This window comes from Acidimicrobiales bacterium, from assembly GCA_035512495.1.
Taxonomy (GTDB): Bacteria; Actinomycetota; Acidimicrobiia; order Acidimicrobiales; family CADCSY01; genus DATKDW01.
Window position 1 is genome coordinate 1 of sequence record DATKDW010000019.1, and the last position, 19,265, is coordinate 19,265.

The 19,265-nt window shown below is 72.5% G+C and carries 17 protein-coding genes and 1 tRNA gene; 5 read left to right on the plus strand and 13 right to left on the minus strand.

Annotation, left to right across the window (positions count from 1 at the left end):
• Position 1: 1 nt before the first annotated feature.
• The 9 genes from VMN58_02020 to VMN58_02060 all read right to left on the minus strand — a co-directional run bounded on the left by VMN58_02020 (position 2) and on the right by VMN58_02060 (position 10,493).
• Positions 2–73, minus strand: a tRNA-Cys gene (locus VMN58_02020).
• 55 nt (positions 74–128) lie between these two features.
• The gene (locus VMN58_02025) at positions 129–335 is read right to left on the minus strand and encodes a hypothetical protein (protein ID HUF31969.1); all 207 of its coding nucleotides are present in this window, start codon (positions 333–335) and stop codon (positions 129–131) included.
• Positions 336–378: 43 nt separating this feature from the next.
• On the minus strand, positions 379–657 hold the full coding sequence (locus tag VMN58_02030; protein HUF31970.1) for a hypothetical protein: 279 nt from the start codon (positions 655–657) through the stop codon (positions 379–381).
• A gap of 120 nt (positions 658–777) precedes the next feature.
• Positions 778–978 (minus strand): cold-shock protein, encoded by a 201-nt coding sequence (locus VMN58_02035; GenBank protein ID HUF31971.1) that lies wholly within the window; start codon positions 976–978, stop codon positions 778–780.
• 120 nt (positions 979–1,098) lie between these two features.
• Positions 1,099–2,802, minus strand: a complete 1,704-nt coding sequence (locus tag VMN58_02040; protein HUF31972.1) for an ABC transporter ATP-binding protein — start codon at positions 2,800–2,802, stop codon at positions 1,099–1,101.
• The gene (locus tag VMN58_02045) at positions 2,799–4,583 is read right to left on the minus strand and encodes an ABC transporter ATP-binding protein (GenBank protein HUF31973.1); all 1,785 of its coding nucleotides are present in this window, start codon (positions 4,581–4,583) and stop codon (positions 2,799–2,801) included. Before VMN58_02045 ends, VMN58_02040 begins: the two co-directional genes overlap by 4 nt.
• Positions 4,584–4,652: 69 nt before the next feature.
• Complete coding sequence (locus VMN58_02050; protein ID HUF31974.1) at positions 4,653–4,946, minus strand: hypothetical protein; 294 nt, start codon at positions 4,944–4,946, stop codon at positions 4,653–4,655.
• 88 nt (positions 4,947–5,034) lie between these two features.
• Complete coding sequence (locus tag VMN58_02055; GenBank protein ID HUF31975.1) at positions 5,035–6,714, minus strand: hypothetical protein; 1,680 nt, start codon at positions 6,712–6,714, stop codon at positions 5,035–5,037.
• Between the two features lie 2 nt (positions 6,715–6,716).
• Complete coding sequence (locus VMN58_02060; protein ID HUF31976.1) at positions 6,717–10,493, minus strand: ATP-binding cassette domain-containing protein; 3,777 nt, start codon at positions 10,491–10,493, stop codon at positions 6,717–6,719.
• A gap of 80 nt (positions 10,494–10,573) precedes the next feature.
• On the opposite strand from VMN58_02060, the gene VMN58_02065 reads away from it, so the two are divergent.
• Positions 10,574–10,966 (plus strand): DUF2237 domain-containing protein, encoded by a 393-nt coding sequence (locus VMN58_02065; GenBank protein HUF31977.1) that lies wholly within the window; start codon positions 10,574–10,576, stop codon positions 10,964–10,966.
• Between the two features lie 5 nt (positions 10,967–10,971).
• Here VMN58_02065 and VMN58_02070 read toward each other — a convergent pair whose 3' ends face one another.
• Positions 10,972–13,116 carry a transglycosylase domain-containing protein gene (locus VMN58_02070; protein ID HUF31978.1) on the minus strand — a complete coding sequence of 715 codons (2,145 nt, stop codon included), beginning with the start codon at positions 13,114–13,116 and terminating at the stop codon, positions 10,972–10,974.
• A gap of 215 nt (positions 13,117–13,331) precedes the next feature.
• Between VMN58_02070 and VMN58_02075 the strand changes: the two genes are divergently transcribed.
• A complete protein-coding gene (locus VMN58_02075) occupies positions 13,332–13,649 on the plus strand; it encodes an STAS domain-containing protein (GenBank protein ID HUF31979.1) in 318 nt (105 codons plus the stop codon).
• Between the two features lie 12 nt (positions 13,650–13,661).
• Here VMN58_02075 and VMN58_02080 read toward each other — a convergent pair whose 3' ends face one another.
• Positions 13,662–14,330: a response regulator transcription factor gene (locus VMN58_02080; GenBank protein ID HUF31980.1), complete on the minus strand. Its 669-nt coding sequence runs from the start codon at positions 14,328–14,330 to the stop codon at positions 13,662–13,664.
• Positions 14,327–15,496, minus strand: a complete 1,170-nt coding sequence (locus tag VMN58_02085; GenBank protein ID HUF31981.1) for a PspC domain-containing protein — start codon at positions 15,494–15,496, stop codon at positions 14,327–14,329. The genes VMN58_02080 and VMN58_02085 overlap by 4 nt, the downstream gene beginning before the upstream one ends.
• Positions 15,497–15,605: 109 nt before the next feature.
• On the opposite strand from VMN58_02085, the gene VMN58_02090 reads away from it, so the two are divergent.
• From VMN58_02090 to VMN58_02100, 3 genes are all read left to right on the plus strand, one after another.
• Positions 15,606–16,742: a PspC domain-containing protein gene (locus tag VMN58_02090; GenBank protein HUF31982.1), complete on the plus strand. Its 1,137-nt coding sequence runs from the start codon at positions 15,606–15,608 to the stop codon at positions 16,740–16,742.
• Positions 16,729–16,914 carry a hypothetical protein gene (locus VMN58_02095; protein HUF31983.1) on the plus strand — a complete coding sequence of 62 codons (186 nt, stop codon included), beginning with the start codon at positions 16,729–16,731 and terminating at the stop codon, positions 16,912–16,914. Before VMN58_02090 ends, VMN58_02095 begins: the two co-directional genes overlap by 14 nt.
• A gap of 61 nt (positions 16,915–16,975) precedes the next feature.
• Positions 16,976–18,469: a N,N-dimethylformamidase beta subunit family domain-containing protein gene (locus VMN58_02100; GenBank protein ID HUF31984.1), complete on the plus strand. Its 1,494-nt coding sequence runs from the start codon at positions 16,976–16,978 to the stop codon at positions 18,467–18,469.
• Between the two features lie 97 nt (positions 18,470–18,566).
• On the opposite strand, the gene VMN58_02105 is transcribed toward VMN58_02100, so the two are convergent.
• Positions 18,567–18,863 (minus strand): hypothetical protein, encoded by a 297-nt coding sequence (locus VMN58_02105; protein HUF31985.1) that lies wholly within the window; start codon positions 18,861–18,863, stop codon positions 18,567–18,569.
• Between the last annotated feature and the right edge of the window lie 402 nt (positions 18,864–19,265).

Genomic DNA, 19,265 nt, shown 5'->3' on the forward strand with positions numbered 1-19,265 from the left:
GAGGCGGCGGCGGGAATCGAACCCGCGTACAGGGCTTTGCAGGCCCTTGCCTGAACCACTCGGCCACGCCGCCTTGACGGAGGGCCACCCTAGTGGGCCGCTCCGGATGGTCCGCTCCGAGTGGTCGGCTACAGCAGGTAGCCGACGATCAACACGATGATGAACGCCGCCAGGATGGCGGCGGCCACGGCGAACGCGGGGTTGAAGCCCGGGCCGCCGGGCCTCGCGGGGCCGCCGGTGCGGCGGGTGGTGACAGTGCGCCGTCCGGCACGCCTGGGCCGTCGGACCCTGCGCTCCTCGACGACCTGTTCTTCGCTGAAGTGGGGATCGTCCATGACCGACGGTAGCCCGTCCCCGCTATCGACGGGGCCCGCAGGCTCAGTCGATCGGGAGGCGGGCCATGAGGTCGGCCTTCTTCTCCTCGAACTCCTCGAAGGTGATCTCCTCGGCGTCGAGCTGCTTGTGGATGTGCTCGATCAGCTCGAGCAGCGCCGTCGCCGACAGCTCACCACCGCGGTCGACGACCTCGGGGGTGGTCTCGTCGTCGTCGGTGGGCTCAACCTCGCCTGACTGGCGCCGCTCGCGCTTCAGTGCCGCCTTGGCCTTCTTGGCCCGGTCTCGCTGCAGCTTCTCGAAGCTCGTTCGCTGTGCAGCCATGTGCGTCTCCTTCCGATGGGACGTTCCGTCGCTGTCGTCCGGCCGGGGCCCCGACCGGAGGCCACACATGAAAGAGCCGCCGGCACTGGGTGCCGGCGGCTCCGTCGGGTGGTGCAGCGATCAGATGACGCGGACGTTCTGGGCCTCTTCGCCCTTGCGGCCGGGGGCCACGTCGAACTCGACCTGCTGACCCTCGTCGAGCGACTTGTAGCCGCTGCCCTGGATGTTGGAGTAGTGGACGAATACATCGTCGCCCTGCTCACGTGAGATGAAGCCGAAGCCCTTCTCTGCGTTGAAGAACTTGACGGTTCCGGTAGCCATTGCTTTTCTCTTCTCTTCACTGCGAGTGAATCCGAGTGATCCACTCGTCAGACACCACTCTAGGGGGGAACGACCGCGCGCGACGAGCGCGGGCTGACCAGACCGCCGCCGCGCCCCCCGTCAGCCCACCACCCGGCCGCGGTCGAGGACCACGACCCGGTCGGCCCGGGCCAGCACGTGAGGGCGGTGGCTGACCACGAGGGCGCTGCGCAGGCCGCCCCCGAGGAGCCGGTCCCACAACCTTCCCTCGGTCTCGATGTCGAGGGCGCTCGACAGGTCGTCGACCACCAGCAGCTCGCTGCGGCGCACCAGTGCCCGGGCGGCGCCCGCCCGCTGCACCTGACCGCCGGACAGGCGCACCCCGCGGGCGCCCACCACGGTGCGGACCCCGGCAGGCATGACCTCGATGTCCTCCTCGAGGCACGCCAGGCGCAGCGCCTCCAGCAGGTCCTCCTCGGGCCAGCCGAGCAGCACGGTCTCGGCGAGGGGCTCACTGAAGAGCCGTGGCACCTGCGGCACGTAGGCCGCCCGGGGCGGGACGAGGAACGAGGAGGGATCCTCGACCGCCCGGCCGTTCCAGGTGATGCACCCGTCGTCGCTCGGGATGAGGCCGAGCATGGCCCGCAGCAGCGTCGACTTGCCGGACCCGACCGGGCCGGTCAGGACCACCAGCTCGCCGTGGCGCACCACCAGCCCCACGTCGCTGACGGCGGCGACCGCGCCGTGACGGACGGTCAGTCCCTCGACCCGCAGCTCCACGAGGCGCTCCCCGGAGGGGGTGGGCGCCGCCAGCGGCGGCGGGCCGTGACGGAGGTGGGTCACCACCGGCGCCACCACCGCGTCGGCGTCGCCGTCGGGGCGCAGCTCGGCCAGGCGCGCCACCGAGACGTCGGCCTGGCGGTGGTAGGCGCCGAGGCGCCCGGCCCACCGGGGAAGGCCAGCGAGCACGGTGAGGTAGCTGGTGAAGAGCCCGAGCTCGCCGACGGTGAACTCCCCCGCACGGATGGCCGGGGCCACGAGGAGCAGCAACAGGCCGACACCTGCCTCGCCCGTGGCCCCCGACAGGGACTGCACCAGCTGGGTGCCCACCGCGTCGCGACGGGCGGCGACGGCCCGACGGGCGTTGATCTCGCGGAAGCGGATCGACACGCTCTCCTCGGCCGCCGCCGCCTTGACGGCCAGGACCGCCCCGAACGAGTCGCCGACGAACCCGGTGACCTCGGCCGTGGCCCGCCTGGCGTCCTGTCGCCAGGCGCGCAGCCGAGGCCCGAGCCACCGGGCCACCGTCAGGGCGGCGACGACGGGGATCACGACCGCCACCGTCACCCGGGCGTCGATGGTCGCCATGATCACCACGGCCGCTCCCCCGGCGATGGCCACCCCGGAGATGTCGAGCCACACGTCGAGCACCATGGCGAGGTCCTGGGTGTCATCCCGGAACCGGCTGACGGCCTCGCCCGAGGAACCCGGCAGCCGGCCCGAGGTCGCACCGGGGGCGCTGGTGAGCGAGTAGAGGAGGTTGACTCGAGGCACCGTCTGCCAGCCGACGAACGCCCCGTGCCACTGCACCGCCGCGCTCACCAGCAGGAGCCAGCGGCCCAGCTCGAGGCCGCCGAGGACGGCCAGCACCGTCCACGGAGAGCCCACGGCGGCGTCGTCGGAGATGCGGTCGAGCACGACCTTGAACGCCCACCCGATGAGCAAGGGGATGGTGTGGAAGCCCACCCACTGCACCCAGCAGATGGCGTAGGCCGACGGGTCGCGCCGGATCAGCTCACGAGCCACCCGCATGGTCGTGCGGGGCGAGGCCGGTGGCGCCGTCATGATCCACCTCCACCGGGCGCCTCGGCGAGCAGCCCGGTGTGGGCTGCCTCGGACGCGCGCAGCAGGCGGGCGTAGCGCGTGGTGGGGTCGGCGGCGAGGCGGCTCCGCTCACCGTGCTCAACGAGGCGACCGCCGTCGAGCACCGCGATCTCGTCAACCTCCTCGAGGGTGGCCAGGCGGTGCGCCACGATGACCGCCGTGCGCCCCTCGAGCAGGCGGTGCATGGCGGCGGCCATGGTCGCCTCGGTGGCGGGGTCGAGGCGGCTCGACGCCTCGTCGAGGACGATGAGGTCGGGCTCGGCCAGGAACGCCCGGGCGAAGGCCAGCAGCTGCGCCTCCCCCGACGAGAGGCCGCCGGTGCCGGCGAGCTGGGTATCGATCCCCTCGGGGAGGCCGGCGAGCCACCCGCCCAGGCCGACCTCGCCGAGCACCTCGACGAGACGCTCGTCGGTGGCCGGCCATCGCCCGTAGAGGGTGAGGTTCTCCCGCACCGAGGCACGCAGCAGCTCCACGTCCTGGGTCACCACCGCGATCCGTCGACGCAGGGCACCCAGCTGGAGGTCAGCCACGTCGACCCCGCCGACGCGCACCGTGCCCTCGGTGGCGTCCCAGAAGCGCAACAGCAGGCGCCCGAGGGTGGTCTTCCCGCTGCCGGTGCGTCCCACCACGCCGAGGTGGGTGCCGGGAGCGAGGTGGAGGTCGAGGTCCCGCACGGCCACGGTGCCCTCGGCATAGGTGAGGGTCACGCCCTCGAGGTCGACCGAGAGGGGCCCCGAGGGCAGCGCCTCGGGTCCGAGTGGGCCATCGACGAGGGTCCGCTCGGTGGCCAGGAGCCGCGCCGCCCTGGTGGCACCCGCCAGCGCCTTCTGGAGCTCGCGGAGCTGCTCGGCGATCCGCTCGAGCGGCTGGCGGAGGAGCTGGGCGTAGCGGAACAGGGCGAACACCGCCCCGAGGGTGATGATCCCTCGGTCGAGCAGGAGGATCCCCACCGCCAGAGTGGCCACCGAGCCGGCGGCGAAGGCGGTGGCCGACAGCGCGTAGGCGCTGTCGCCGTGGAGCGAGGCCCGGCGGGCGGTGCGCCACGAGCGGGCTGAGTTGGCCTGGAGGCGGTGCACGGCGTGGGGTCCGGCGCCGTTGGCCCGGATGTCCTCGAGGCCCCCGAGGCGCTCCTCGAGGTCGCCGTACAGGCGAGCGTTGGCCTCCCGCTCGGCGTCGTGGGCCGGGACAGCCGCCACCCGCAGCCGGATCATCACCGCCACCGCGAGCGCGGCGAAGACGGTGAGGGCGAGGCCGGCCCGCCAGTCGATGACCGTCGAGATCACCAGCACCCCGGCGACCAGGATGGCGTTGCCGATTACGTGCAGCACCACGTTGGAGAAGAACTGGGTCAGGGCCTCGACGTCGCCGTCGATGCGCTCGATGAGCACCCCGGCGCTGTGGTCGCCGTGCCAGGCAAGCTCGAGGTGGAGGGCGTGGTCGGCCAGCTCCTCCCGCAGGCGGTTGCCCGCACGCCAGGCCAGGTGCACCGAGGCCCAGGTCACCGCCAGCTGGAGCACCTCGCCGAGCACGGCGAGCACCAGGTACGCCGCCGCCAGGGTGGTGAGGGCGCCGACCGGCCGGCCCGAGAGGGCGCCGTCGACGAAGCGGGCGAGGATCAGGGGCCCGGCCAGCGGCAGCAACATGGCCACCAGGAGCAGGGCGACCAGTGCCAGGACGCGACTCTGCTCCGGACGGAGGGTCGTCGCCAGGAGGCGCGACGCGGGTCGGGTGGTGGTCGCCACAGCCGTCCGATGCTACGGAGCGCCCTGGCGGAGCGCCCCCGGGTTTCCGGCCTCGGGCCGGGGCTCGGGTCAGACCTCGGACGCGAGGTCGCGCTCGGCGGCGGCCCGCTGGGCACGTACGTTGTTGCGACGCTTCCAGAAGGGCTGCTTCCAGTGGCGAACCCGGCGAGACCCTTCCTTCGCGGGGGGCTTGCCCACCGAGGCCCTCCGGCCGGCGGAGACCGGACTTCGAGGGACCACCACCCCGTCCGGATCGCCGTCGAGCGCCAACTTGGCCTCCCGGCGCACTCGACGGTTGCCGACCTGGCGGTCTCCCTTGTCGGGGCGTGCCCCGGGATCCTCGTTCTGGTGGCGACGACTCATCCAACCCCCTTGTGGCGGGTTCGCTGTTGTCCTTGCACGGTACCGCCCCGGCGGGAACGGCACACGGGTCAACTCCTCCGGAAGCCGCTCAGCCACCGCCCCCGGGTGAGGGGTACTCCGGTGGCCGCTCGTCGTCGGGGACCTCCTCCACCACGGTGATGGTGCCCTCCTCGTCGAAGACCCACAGGTCGCCTTCCCACTCGTCGACGAGGAAGCGACGGCCGCCGTCGACGTAGCGGTACATCCCCCGGCCGGCCACACCGCCCTCGTCGACGCCCTCGGCGTCGGGGTCCCACCACAGCTCCACCATGTCGTCGATGCCCGCGAAGTCGGTGGTCGACCACCGGTGCTCGCCGTAGCTGACGCTGGGTTGGGTCACGGCGCGCGGGGTGGGCCCCATCAGGAACAGCCCGTCGCGGAAGGTGGTCGAGGTGAGCTGCGGCCCGGCGTGCTGGAGGCCGGTGAAGAACAGCGTCACCTGCGGGTGCAGGAGGAGGAGGGGCAGGGAGCCGTCCAACGCCGGCGGGGACCCGTGGAACCACTCGTACAGGTGATGGGGAGGGTTGGCCTCGGGCCGGACCTGGGGCGGGAAGTAGCTGATCCCGAAGGCATGGCGCCACTGCTCCTGGTCGAAGGTGCGGGCGAAGGCGCTGGTGTCGATGAACGGCGAGCCGCCGAGGACCCACTCGGGGAACCACCCCTGCTTGGTCGCCTCCTGGGTGAAGGCCGGCAGCAGGATCGGATCGGCCTGCACCAACACGGTGGTGACCCCGGACGACTGCATCCGGGTGACGGCGTTGGTGGCGAGCTCGGCCGCCCGCCCGAGGTCGAGCGGGTAGAGGATCGACTCGGCCAGGTCGACCCCCTCGTCGGCCAGCTCGTCGCGCAGCCGGTCCGCGCTGCGCTGGTCGCCGGGGCCCATGCCCAGCCCGAGGTGGCCGAACACGCGCTCCTCGCTGCGCAGCGCCTCACCGGCGTGCACCGCGTCGCCCCCGGCAAGCTTGCGCGACACGTACGCCACCAGGTGGGCCCGGACCTGGCCCCCCGAGGGCGGGATGGAGAACACCGTCGACGGATCCCCGACGCCGGCGCAGCCCACGCACACGACGTCGCGCGCCTGGAGCTCCTCGGCCCAGGCCGAGCCGATGACCGGCCCGCCGAGCACGGCGAACGCGCCCATGTCCTCCGCCGCCCGCACCGCATCGGCCCGCGCCGCGGTGCTGTCGAGGATCGAACCGGACGCCTCGACGAAGTCCAGGACCACACGACGCCCGTAGGTCTGGTAGGTCGCGTCGAAGACCTCGACGAAGCCGCGGTACACCTCCCGCAGCTCGGCGTTGGTGGCATCGAACCCGATGCGCTGCAACAGCAGGGCGCGCACCGGGTCGTCCTCTGCCGGGATCCACGCCACCACCTTGATCTCGGTGGCGGTCACCCCGGGCGCGGTGGCGCCACCGTTGTCATCGACGTCGGCGAAGCACTCGGCGCGGAAGATGAAGGGGATGGCCACGCGCCCGCTCTCGGTGTCGCAGGTGTCGGGGAAGGTGACGTCGAGGCCCTGCTCCTGGGCCATCGACCACGAGATGGCCCCGTCGGGGCGCTCGGCCGGGCCGACCGCCCCCGGGCCGCCCCCGTCGTCGCCGCCTCCGGCGAGCAGACCCACCACGGCCACCCCGGCAACCACGGCCACCACCACGGCGATGGGGCCCCATCGGCGCAGCGCGCCCGGCCCCTCAGCAGCAGCCCCCTCTGTTCCTCGTGGCTCCACGCTCACCCTCCCGATGGGGCACCGGACCGCCGGATGGCGGCCTCCTCCGTGCCAAGGTACGACTCGACGACCACGGGGTCGCCGAGGACGGCGTCGGGGCGGCCGACCGCGATCACCCGCCCCTGGTCCATGGCGACCAGGCGGTCGGCGACCGCCTCGATCAGCGAGATGTCGTGCTCGATGACGACCAGGCTGGCACCGGTCTCGTCACGCACGCGGCGGATGAGCGGCGCCAGCGCCTCTACCTCACGCTGGGCGATCCCCGCCGCCGGCTCGTCGAGGAGCACCACGGAGGGCTGGTGGGCGAGCAGGCAGGCGAGGTCGACCACCCGGCGCGTCCCGGTGGACAGCTCGCCGACGAACGACGAGCGGTGATCACCGAGCCCCAGCAGCTCGACGAGCTCGGCGACCCGGCGGCTAACCGCCCGCTCGCTGTCCAGTGCGTTCGGCAGCCGGAAGGCGGCGGAGAGCGGGTCGCGCACCGCCACCCAGCGCTCGCAGGCGGTGGCGACCGCCTCTTCGACCGACAACGAAGGGAAGAGGCGCGCGTCCTGGAAGGACCGGCCGAGGCCGCCCCGGGCGCGAGCCGAAGGCGACCAACGGGAGACGTCGCGGCCGCCGAGGCGGACAGACCCCCCGTCGGGCGTGGTGAAGCCGCTCACCAGGTCGAACACCGTGGTCTTGCCCGCGCCGTTGGGGCCGATGATGCCGAGGACCTCCCCGGGGCCGACCTCGAACGAGACCGACCGCACCGCGGCGACACCCTCGAACGACCGCGACAGCCTCACCCCCTCGAGCGCCGGTGTGGCGTCGCCGGCCGGCGTGAGGTCCGAGGTGTCCACGGTGGCCGCGGTGTCCACGGTGGCCTCGGCCGGGACAGTCATCACACCGGCCGGGGTGCTCGCATCGGCCGCACCGGGGCCGGCGCCGATCACCGAGGTGGCACCCCCGAGGAAGACCGACCGGAGCAGGTCCGGACGCTGGGCCAGCTCGTCCGTCGGCCCCGAGAAGCGGACCTGGCCACGCTCGAGGAACATCGCCCGGTCGGTGGCAGCGAGGGCCACCTCCACCGACTGCTCGACGAGGAGGACCGTCATCGACTCCCGCCGCAGCTGCTCCAGGGCCCGGAGCAGGCGTCCGACGACCTCGGGTGCCAGGCCGAGGGACAGCTCGTCGATCAGGAGCAGGCGCGGCCTGGTCAGCAGCGCCATGGCGAGCCCCAGCATCTGCTGCTCGCCGCCGGAGAGCGAGCCCGCCCGCTGGCCGGCGCGCCCGGTCAGGACGGGGAAGAGCTCGTCCACCTGGGTCCGAGCTTCCTCGAGGTCGCCGGGCCGGCGCCGGTGCAGCCAGCCGGCCACCCGCAGGTTCTCGGCGACGGTGAGCGACGGGAACACCCCAGACCCCCCGGGCACCTGGGCCATGCCGAGCGCCACACGAGCATGCGCGGGGAGGCGCGTGATGTCGCGACCGTCGAGCACCACCGTTCCCGCGGTGGTGGGGACCACCCCCGACACGGCGCGAAGCAAGGTGGACTTGCCGGCCCCGTTGGTGCCGAGGAGGGCGACGGCCTCGCCCTCCTCCACGATGACGTCGACCCCGAAGAGGATCTGCACCGGCCCGTAGGAGACGTCGAGCCCCTCCACCGCGAGGAGGCCGGCAGTCGTCGGGACCTCCCCTCGGTCGTCTTCCCCACGCAGCGGCGCTCCGTCCGACGGTGTCACGTCGTCCTCGGCCACGGGACCGACGGTGGTGCCGTGGCGCGCCGCCAAACGCCGCAGGAGCGCGTCTCGCCCGGCGAAGGGGAGCGTCGCCAGCCCGCCGGGGACCAACCAGAGCACCAGCAGGACCCCCACCCCCGACGCCAGGACCCGCAGCTCTGCTGGCAGGAACCACTGGGCGCCGAGCAGGAACCCGGCGCCCAACACCGCGCCGGTCACCGAGGTGAGGCCGCCGATCACGACCATGGTGAACACCGCGAGGTTCTGCACGGGGGCGTAGGTCGTGGCGTCGAAGGCCTGCTGGTGGTGGATGAACAGCCCGCCGGCGAGAGCGGCGATGCCACCCGAGAGGGCGAAGGTGGCGACCCGGAGGGTGGCCGGACGGATCCCGTACGACTGGGCGGCACGGTCGTTGTCTCGGAGGGCGACCATCGCCCGCCCTGCCCGGCTGGTGCGGATCCCACGCACCCCGAGACCGACGATGACGAGGACTGCCAGCACCAGGCCGTAGACCTCGGTGGGCGTGGCGACCTCGAAGCCACCGAGCAGCGGTGCCCGCTCGACGCGCCCGCTCGGGACCCACTCGAAGCGGTTGCGGTCGAGGAGGTAGGAGGTGGTCGCCAGCGAGAACGCAAAGGTGGTGACGGCGAGGGTGAGGCCACGCACCCGACTCGCCGGCACCCCGACCACCACCGCCGCCGCCGCGCCGGCCAGCGAGGCCACCACCAGGCCCGCCACGAGGTCGGCGCCGTGAGTGCCCGTGACCCACCCGCAGACCGCCGCGCCGATGGCGAAGAAGGCCACCTGACCGAGCGAGACGTGGCCGCCCCACCCCGAGAGCACCACCAGCGAGAGCCCCAGCAGGGCATAGACCAACAGGGCAGAAGCCCGCAGCGAGCGATCGACGGAGACCACGTGGGGCACGACCGCGGCAGCCGCCACGACGGTGACGAGCGCGAGGCGGCGACCCCACCGCACCACCGGGAGGTGGGCCAGCGCTGACGGCACCCCACGGACCTCGTCGGCTGCCCGCCACGCCGTGTCGTCCCCGGCCCCGTCCCCCGAGGTGCCACCCCGCTGCAGCAGCAGGGCGACGACGACGATCACCCCGAGGACGGGGTCCACCAGCGCCACCGAGTGGTCCCAGGCGATGCCAAGCTCCAGCACGCCCAGCGCCACCGCGGCGGTGGTGACCGTCACCAGGTTCGTCATCCGCCCGATCACGAGGGCGACGAGGGCTCGCAGGAGGACGCTGAAGCCGAGGACGCTGTCGGCGGGGAGACCGAGGATGCCGCCCCGGAGGAAGACGGTGACGAAGGCGAGCCCCGCCGCCGTCGCCCACACGATCGTGCGCAGGCGGTGGACGGGGACGCCGAGCAGCGCTGCGCGGTCGCCGTCGTCGGCGCTGGCCCGGATGGCGACGCCGGCAGCGCTGCGCCGCAGCAGCGTCGCCACCGCCACCACGACCAGCGGGGTCAGCACCAGGGCGAGGAGGTCGTTGGCGTCGAAGACCACACCGCCGAGGCGGACCGTGACCTCGAACGGCGGGTCGATGCGATCGGAGACCAGCCGCCGGCCCCACAGCCGAGGGACGAGGAGCGCCACGGCGGTGAGGACCTGGCTGAGCCCGATGGTGGCGATGGTGACGAGCAACCTGGGCGACCGGGAGAACCGGCGGATCACGAGCCGCTCGGTCGCGCCACCCAGGGCGATGGCGGCGACCAGGCCGGCGACGACCGCCACCGGCCACGGCATGCCGACCTCGTCGATCAGGAGGTAGGCGAGCACAGCCGGAGCGAAGCCCAGGTCTGCCTGGGCGAAGTTGATGATCCGGTCGGAGCGGTGGACGAGGGCCATCCCGAGGGCGATGAGAGCGGTGAGGCCACCCACGATCACCCCGCGGAGCACGATGCCCGACGGCGCCGGGAACACCACCTGCTGGACCAGGACGATCGCCACCGCCGGGCCGAGGGCGGTGATCAGGCGGCGCGACGGCGAGGGGCGGGCCCGACCGACGCCGGCACCCCCCGGTCCACCCCCATCGGTGGCTGCCTCGCTCACCCCGGTGTCGCCGATGCCACGACGGTACCCATCGCGGCGTTCGCGCTGCCGACCGACGCGCGGCGCGCGATGCTCGGGGTGTGAGCGAACGCAACGTCCTCGGCGGCGACCTCGAGCCCTGCGGCACCGAGCCGATGACCGGCTTCTACCGCGACGGCTGCTGCAGCACAGGTCCGGAGGACTTGGGCAGCCACACCATCTGCGGCGTCGTGACAGCCGAGTTCCTGGAGCACCAGCGCAGCATCGGCAACGACCTGGGCACGCCGATGCCGCTCCACCGGTTCCCGGGCCTCGTCCCCGGTGACCGCTGGTGCGTCACCGCGGCGAACTGGCTGCGAGCCCACGGCGACGGCGTGGCCGCCCCGGTCGTGCTTGCCTCCACTCACGAGCGGGCGTTGGACATCGTCCCTCTCGAGATCCTCCGCCAGCACGCCGTCGACGTTCCAACAGACCCGGGTGCGCTCGAAGGTTGACCGAGCTAGGGGTCCCCCTCCGGGCCTGAGGTCTCGCCGTCGCTGGTGCTGGCGCCGTCGCCCGTCGGGGCCGTCGTGGTGGTGGTCGAGCTCGTCGTGGTGGTGGTGGTCGAGCTCGTCGTGGTGGTGGTCGAGCTCGTCGTGGTCGTGGTCGAGCTCGTCGTGGTCGACGAGGTGGTGGTCGTCTCCTCGGTGGTGGTCGTCTCCTCCGGCTCGGTGGGCGGCGGGGCCTGGGTCGGCGGGGTCAGCTCCTCGGCTCGGGGCGCGCTGAACTCGCCCGTGTCGACCCCCTCCACGGCCTCGGCCATGAAGCGCTGCCAGATCTCGGCGGGGAGGCCGCCACCCGTGATCGGCCTTCCGTCCACAGGTTCCATCGGTCGCTGCCCCTCGTCACCGTGACCCAACCAGACCGCGGCGCCGAGCGCGGGGGTGTAGCCGACGAACCAGGCGTTGGTGTTGTCCTGCGTGGTGCCGGTCTTTCCTGCTGCAGGGCGCCCGATGGCGGCCGCCCGCCCCGTACCGCCGGTGATGACCCGCTGGAGGACGTGGTTGATGAGGTCAGCCCGCTCGGGGCGCATGACCTGCGCCGAGTCGGGGTCGACGGTGTGGATGACCCTGCCGTCGGCCTCGGTCACCTGCTCCACGTACCAAGGGGTCACGCGCGTGCCACGGCGGGCGTAGGTCATGAACGCGCTCGCCATGTCGAGGGGTGAGACCTCCTCGGTCCCGAGGGCGATGGCGGGGAACGGGTCGAGCTCGGCCGTGACCCCCATGGCGTTGGCGGCGTCGGCGACGGCCTGCGGGCCGGTGAGGGCGACGAGCTGGGCGTAGACGGTGTTGACCGACCGCGCCGTGGCGGCGGTGAGGTCCATGGGCGCGAACGCCTCGTCGCCGTAGTTGCCCACCTCGAACAGCTGGCCCTCGACGTCGACCTCGATCTCCCGCGGCGCCTCGAAGACCTGGGTCACCGGTATGCCGGCGTCGAGCGCCGCCTGGAGGACGAACGGCTTGAAGGTCGATCCTGGCTGGCGGCCCTGGCTGCCGCCCTCGGCGCCGAGTGCGAGGTTCACGTTGCTGGCCTGGAAGTCCCGACCGCCGATCATGGCGACGATGGCGCCGCGATGGTCCACGGCGACCAGTGCGCCGTCGGGGCCGTCGGGGTTCCCGAGCGTCTCGAAGACCGCTCGCTCTGCCGCCGCCTGGAGCCTGGGGTCGAGCGCGGTGTGGATGACGAGCCCCCCGCCGAAGGCGAGCCCCTCTCCGTACGTGGCGACCGCCCAGCTCCTGACGTGATCGGCGTAGTAGGCCGTGGAGCCCTTGAGTACGGCGCGCTCGTCCTTGCGGGTCACCGCCCCGATGGGCGCGGCGGCCGCTGCATCGGCCTCCTCCTCGGTGATCGTGCCCACGCTCACCATGGCGCCCAGGACCGTAGCCCGGCGCTGCTCCGCCGCCTCGGGCTCCCTGGTCGGGTCGGCCAGCTCGGGCGAGCGGAGGAGGCCCACGAGCAGCGCCGACTGGCCGAGGTCGAGCTCGTCGGCGGAGATGCCGAAGTAGGCCTTGGCCGCCGCCTCGACGCCGTAGGCGCCCCGGCCGAAGTACACGGTGTTGAGGTAGCGCTCGAGGATGGCGTCCTTGCTGAGCTCCCGCTCGACCTTGATCGCCAGCACCGCTTCGCGAACCTTCCGGGTGAGGCTGCGCTCCGAGGTGAGGTAGGCGTTCTTCACCAGCTGTTGGGTGATCGTGGAGCCACCCTGGAGATCACCGCCGCGCAGGTCGACCAGGAGGGCTCGGGTGATCCCGATCGGATCGATCCCGCTGTGCGAGCGGAACGAACGGTCCTCGGCGGCGATGAGGGCGTCGACCATGACCGGCGCCACCTCGTCGAGACGGACGTCGACGCGGTTCTCGACGTCGAACAGCTGGCTGATCACGTTGCCCTCGGTGTCCACGATCACGCTCGTCTGGGCCCGGGGCGGCTCGCTCGGGAGGCGCACCGATGCGTACGCCACCACGAAGAGGACCACGAGGAGCACCAGCACCGCTGCGACGAAGATCCCGAGCCTGAGCAGCCATCGCTTCCAGTCGGCAGCGACCCATCGCCGGAACCTGTCGGCTCGAGCCTGGTCGGACACGGCCGCGGTGCTGCTCACAGCCATCACCATCCCCACCGCGCTCCGTGAGACAAACTCCCGGGACGGTGGACTAGTCCCGTCTACCCCCCCGACGAAATGGCACGTTCTGGCCATGGACGCCCGGTTCGGACCGGTGGAAGGGTGGTGGTGTGCACCTGTTGTCGACATCGCCCGCCTTGGACGAACGCGAACGATACGCGCGGCACACCCGGCCACGAGCACGAAGGGGCGCCATGACGACCACCATGTCGACCGACCCCGGAGGGACGGCGACCATCGCCGTCGACGGCGACCTCGATGCCCGCGCCGCGCTCGATGTGGGGATCCTCGTCGGCCTGGCGGAGGTGCCCAGCCTGCGCCTCGACGTGTCATCGGTCGGCCGAGTCCATGCCGACGGCCTGAGCACCCTGATGGTCGTGATGCGCAGGGCGCACCGCAGCGGCTGCGACGTCAGCATCTACGGCGCCCGTCCGGCGGTCGCACTGGTGCTCTCGACCACGGGGATCCTCGCGCCCCAGGGCGAAGAGGGCGGCCCAGCGGCGACCGCCTGACCTGGTTGTCGCTCAGATCAGCTTGCGGTCGGTGGCCCACCGGGTGATCTCGTGGCGGGAGGAGAGCTGCAGCTTGCGCAGGACGGCGGAGACGTGTGACTCGACCGTCTTCACCGAGATGTCCAGACGGTGGGCCAGCGCCTTGTATGTGTAGCCGCGGGCGATCAGACGCAGCACCTCGCGCTCGCGGGGCGTCAGCTGGTCGAGCTCCGGGTCGACGGGGGCCGCGACACCGGAGCCGCCGGGGTCGGCGAAGGCGTCCAGGACGAAGCCCGCCAGGCGTGGCGAGAACACGGCGTCGCCCTCGGCGATGCGGCGCACGGCGTCGACGAGGTCCGGCCCGGAGATGGACTTGGTGACGTAGCCGCGCGCGCCGGCTCGGATCACCCTGATCACGTCCTCGGCGGCATCGCTCACCGACAGCGCCAGGAAGCGCACCCTGGGGTGGGTGGCCGACACGGCGTCGATCACCGAGTGGCCGTCGCCACCTGGCAGGTGCACGTCGAGGAGGACCACGTCGGGCACCTCCCTGCGGATCACCTCCACGGCGGACGCCACATCCTCGGCCTCCCCGACGACCTCCACGTGGTCGCCGAGCTCCACCCGCACGCCCGAGCGCACCATGTGGTGGTCGTCCACGATCACCACCCGGGTCCGGCCCCGCTGGCCCCCGTCGCTCACCGCAGGGACCGTCCGACCCGCAGCTCGACCTCGGTGCCCTCGCCGGGGGCGCTGCGGACGACCGCCTCGCCGCCGTGGCGCTCCATGCGACCGATGACCGACTCTGCCAGCCCCCGGCGGTCACCGGGCACGGCAGCCGGATCGAACCCTGCCCCCGTGTCGCGCACGAAGGCCTCCACCTCGTCGTCGCTCACCTCCAGGTAGACATCGACCTCGACCCCGCCCGCGAACTTGGCGGCGTTGACGACCGCCTCGCGCAGCGCGGCCACCAGGGCGCGCAGGCGGTCGTCGAGGTCGCAGTCCCCCACCGTCACGACCTCCACGGGCACGCCGTAGCGCCCCTCGAGCTCGGCCGCGGCGGCGCGCACTGCGGCCGCCAGGCGCACGTCGGGTGACTCGTCGCCGGCGAAGAGCCACGTCCGCAGCTCGCTCTCCTGGCGACGGGCCAGCCTCGAGACGTCGGTAGACGAGTCGGCGTGGCGCTGGATGAGCGCCAGCGTCTGCAGCACCCCGTCGTGGAGGTGCGCGGCGACCTCGGCCCGCTCCTGCGAGCGGATGCGCTCGCGGCGCTCGTCTTGCAGATCGCCCAGCAGCCGCCACCACCACGGAGCGAACGTCACCGCCAGCCCGGCCACGACGGCAACCACGGCGACGAGGCTGGTGCCGAGCACCCCCACGTCGACGCTGGTGGCGAGGAAGGCGGTGACGCCCACCACGAGCAGGACCACTCCGGCCACCACCCGGGTAACCCCTCCGGTGGAGGCATCTCCCATCCAGCGGGCGCGCTGGGCATCGTCGGCCTGGCGCCACACCAGGGCCACCCCTGCCCCCACGACCAAGGCCGGCCAAAGCGCCGTCTGCCCGATGGCGAAGCCGAGCTGCGACGCCACCAGCAGCCCCCCGAGGGCGATGGCGGCGAGTGCCGGCAGCTGCACCAGCTGGCCGGCCGGACGCCGACCCCGCCTGTCGTCGACGGCCACCTGGGGCACGAACGCCCAGAACGCGCCGTAGAGGAGCGGTCCCGATCCTCCGGCGACGGTGAGCACGACGAAGAGCACCCGCACAACGAGCGGATCGACACCCACATGGCGGGCCAGACCTGCGGCCACGCCGGCGACCAGCGCATCGTCGGGGCGGCGTTCGAGCGGAGGTCGCACGGGTGCCACGGGGGCATCGTGGCACGCCAACCCCTCGGCGTCATCGGGGATGCGACCCTCACCTCACTCAGGGACATCCCCGATGGCGCGCCCGAACCGAGGACCCGATGATGGCGCCATGGAGACCGAGCAGACCCCCCAGGCAGCACCACCACGACCGTTGCTGCGCAGCCGCACCGACCGACACGTGGCAGGTGTGTGCGGCGGCCTCGGCGCCTACACGGGCGTCGACCCGCTGGTGTTCCGCATCGTGGTGGCGGTGTCGGTCATCTTCGGCGGCGCCGGCCTCGTCGCCTACATCGTCGCCTGGTTGCTGATCCCGGAGGAGGGCGAGCCGGGCGGTGCCCCCGTCCGAAGCCGGGGGCGAAACGACCTCCTGACCGCGGTCGTGATCGGCGCCGTCGCCGTGGTGCTGGTTGGCTGGGCCATACCCGGCCACCCCTGGTCCGGTGAGGGCGGGTTCCTCCTCCTGGTGGGCCTCGGCGCGCTGGCGTGGCTCTGGTCCAGGGAGCAGGGGACGACCGGGAGCTCGACGGAGTCCACCCCGGCAGCGGGCGCCGGCCCATGGCTCTCGCCCGGGTCAGAGGCCGCTGCGCCGCCTCCCACTTCGCCCGAGGATCACGGTGTCGAGGGTGCGCCCCCGTCCCCGCCCACACCGCGCTCCCGTCTCTCGCTGCTGGTGGGCAGCAGCCTCCTGCTCCTCTGGGGGGCCGCCGCCACCCTGGAGGCGGCCCGTGCGGCGAGGGTCGACCTGCAGGTGGTGCTCGGCCTCTCGGTCGTGATCGTCGGCATCGGCCTCATCGCCGGGACCTGGTTCGGCCGGCCCCGGGGGCTGATCGCCCTCGGCGTCACCCTCCTCGCCCTCACCGTGGTCATCGCCGTCGTCGACATCCCGCTCCGAGGCGGGGTCGGCGAGCGGCGGTGGTCCCCTGCTGCCGCCTCCGAGGTCGAGGGCTCCTATCGGCTGTTCGTCGGGGACGCCGTGCTCGACCTCAGCGATGTCTCGTTTCGGGACGACCGCGAGATCGAGGTCCGGATGGGGCTCGGCGCCCTCACCGTCATCGTTCCGGACGAGGTTGATGTGGAGATGCGGGCCCGGGTCAGCCTCGGGGAGCTCGACGCCTTCGGTCACCAGGACCAGGGTGCCGGAAACCGGAGGAGGGCCACGATCGAGGGCGATGCCGATGGTCCCACCCTGCGGCTCGTGGCCCGCCTGGGCGTCGGCACGCTGGAGGTGCGCCGTGCGGCGTCATGAGCTCGAGCCGGTCCCCCTCACGGCGGGCATCGTCCTGGTGCTGCTGGGATCCCTCTTCGCACTCGAAGGTGCCGGGTGGACCGAGCTCAATCTGCGCTGGTTGGGCCCGCTGGTGCTCCTGGGACTCGGGTTGGCCGGTCTGGCCATCTCGCTCCTCCGACCCGACGAGTGACGCATCTCGGGGGACGAGCCCGTCGATCGAGCGAGACGTCTCGCCCCGTTAGGGTCGGCTCATGAAGCGTGAAGTGGTGACGGGGTACTGCTGGCCGCAGTCGACAGTCGCGGGTGAGCAGGTCGGCCTGCACCTGTCGTCGTCCGGTGGACGGCCGGTGCAGGTGGAGGTGGCACGGGTCGGTGCACGGCGCGAGGTCGTGCACCGGTCCGACGCGGTGGCCGCCGACGAGCACGAGACGCCGAAGGATGCTGCGTCGAAGGGCTGCCGCTGGCCCGTCGCGCTCACGCTCGACGTCGACCCGACGTGGCGGTCCGGTTACTACGAGGTCGTCATGGAGATCGACATCGGCGAGAAGGTGCGGCGGGACCACGCCTTCTTCGTCGTGCGCCCGTCGTCCGAGGCGAAGATCGTGATCGCGCTCGCCACCAACACGTGGCACGCCTACAACGACTTCGGGGGGCCGAACCTGTACACGGGCGGCACCCACGTGGCCATGCAGCGACCGATGGCGGCGGGCTACCTCCACAAGCCGCCGGGCAAGGGCCGCCGGGTGACGGGCACCGGCGCCCCCGACCCCCAGAACGCCGCCCACGTCGGCTACCTCCAGCTCAACCACCTTTCGGGCTATGCGGGGTCAGCCGGTTGGCCCGACTGGGAGCTGCCGTTCATCGAGTGGGCCGAGCGTGAGGGGTTTGAGGTCGGTGTGTGCACCAACGCCGACCTCGAGGACCACCCAGAGGTCCTGGACGGCGCCAGCCTCTACCTGTCGGTCGGCCACGACGAGTACTGGTCGCGCGGGATGCGCGACACGGTCGAGGCGTTCATCGCCGGTGGGGGCAACGCCGCGTTCTTCTCGGGCAACACGTCGTTGTGGCAGGTGCGCATCGAGGGTGACGACCGTGACGTGATGGTCGGGTACAAGGGCTTCTTCAACGACGACCCCGTGATGGGGAGCGACCGGGAGCCCGAGGCAACGACCTTCTGGTCCGACGTGGTCGTCGGGCGCCCCGAGAACCACATGACCGGCGTGACGTTCACCCGCGGCGGCTACCACCGCATCGGCCGCAACGTGACCCAAGGCCTCGGTGGCTACACCGTGCACCGCGCCGGCCACTGGATCTTCGACGGCACAGGGCTCGGCTACGGCGACGTGCTCGGTGCCGGGGCCACCGTCGTCGGCTACGAGTGCGACGGGTGCGTGTTCACCTATCGAGACGGGCTGCCGTACCCGACCGGCGAGGACGGCACCCCGCCGACCTTCGAGATCCTCGGCACCTGCCCGACGCAGCACTTCACGCGCGAGACCGCACCTCGCCCGCCCAAGCCGGGCCAGCCGAGCGAGCTGGAGTACATCGCGTCACGGGTCTTCGGGACGCGTGCGCCCGAGGCGATGGAGCGCATCCGCCACGGACACGCCGTCCTCGGTGCCTACACGAACGATGCAGGCGCCACCGTGCTCACGTCCGGGTCGACCGACTGGGCCCACGGGCTGGCGGGACGAGACCCGCAGATCGAGCAGATCACCCGCAACGTGCTCACCCGCCTGGGGTAGGGCCGGGATCGGGACGAGGTTGTCTGCGAGCGCTCCACGGCCGGCAGCACTACAGCCTGGCCGCCCCGCCGATGCCCTCGCGCGCTTCCGTCCTTCTCTACATCTGCTCCTCGCGCAGCACGTCGAGGTTGCGGAACGTGGGTGGACCGTCGCAGAGCACCGCGAGCTGGGCGGCGAACTCGCTGGTCTCGGGAAGGTTCGAGTTGGCCATCGCGTCTTCGTAGGTGGGGAACTCGACGATCTGCACGTAGGTGTTGGCCGCGTCACGGTCTCGGGTTTGGACGCCACGGGTAGCGGCTCGCTGGCCCTGGGTCTTCTCGAGCCAGCCGTCGAGCGCCGCGTTGAACTCGTCGATGCGGGTGGTCTTGTACTCGATGATCTGAATGAACGACATGGCGTCCTCCTCTGTAGGTCACGAGCCTAGGTCGATGAGCGGCTGCCTGGCGTGGCTCGGTAGCTGAACGCGCCTGCTCGAGCACCTGCGACACTGCGTGACGGAAGCGGTCGCTCGCGGCGGGCCGGGCGCTGATCGGAAGTGGACCGAGGCCACCGCCGCCGTCGAGCGGCTGCTGACGAGCTGATGGAGACGTTGCCATGACGGAGCGACACGAGCGCCACCGCCCAGCCCGCGTCGGAGAGCACGAGGGCACCACAGATCACCCGGCGGCGAACGACGCGGGGAACGATCCGATGGCCCGAGGCCACGACCGCGCGTCCCACCGCGAGCACAGCGCCGACGGAGGACACGGCGGCCATGGGGATCACGGCGATCACGCGGCGATGTTCCGCGACCGGC

Bases quoted from the DNA above. Each gene is read 5' to 3' on its own strand.
- VMN58_02025 (HUF31969.1), bottom strand. From the start codon at position 335: ATGGACGATCCCCACTTCAGCGAAGAACAGGTCGTCGAGGAGCGCAGG.
- VMN58_02030 (HUF31970.1), bottom strand. From the start codon at position 657: ATGGCTGCACAGCGAACGAGCTTCGAGAAGCTGCAGCGAGACCGGGCC.
- VMN58_02035 (HUF31971.1), bottom strand. From the start codon at position 978: ATGGCTACCGGAACCGTCAAGTTCTTCAACGCAGAGAAGGGCTTCGGC.
- VMN58_02040 (HUF31972.1), bottom strand. From the start codon at position 2,802: ATGACGGCGCCACCGGCCTCGCCCCGCACGACCATGCGGGTGGCTCGT.
- VMN58_02050 (HUF31974.1), bottom strand. From the start codon at position 4,946: ATGAGTCGTCGCCACCAGAACGAGGATCCCGGGGCACGCCCCGACAAG.
- VMN58_02075 (HUF31979.1), top strand. From the start codon at position 13,332: ATGACGACCACCATGTCGACCGACCCCGGAGGGACGGCGACCATCGCC.
- VMN58_02090 (HUF31982.1), top strand. From the start codon at position 15,606: ATGGAGACCGAGCAGACCCCCCAGGCAGCACCACCACGACCGTTGCTG.
- VMN58_02100 (HUF31984.1), top strand. From the start codon at position 16,976: ATGAAGCGTGAAGTGGTGACGGGGTACTGCTGGCCGCAGTCGACAGTC.
- VMN58_02105 (HUF31985.1), bottom strand. From the start codon at position 18,863: ATGTCGTTCATTCAGATCATCGAGTACAAGACCACCCGCATCGACGAG.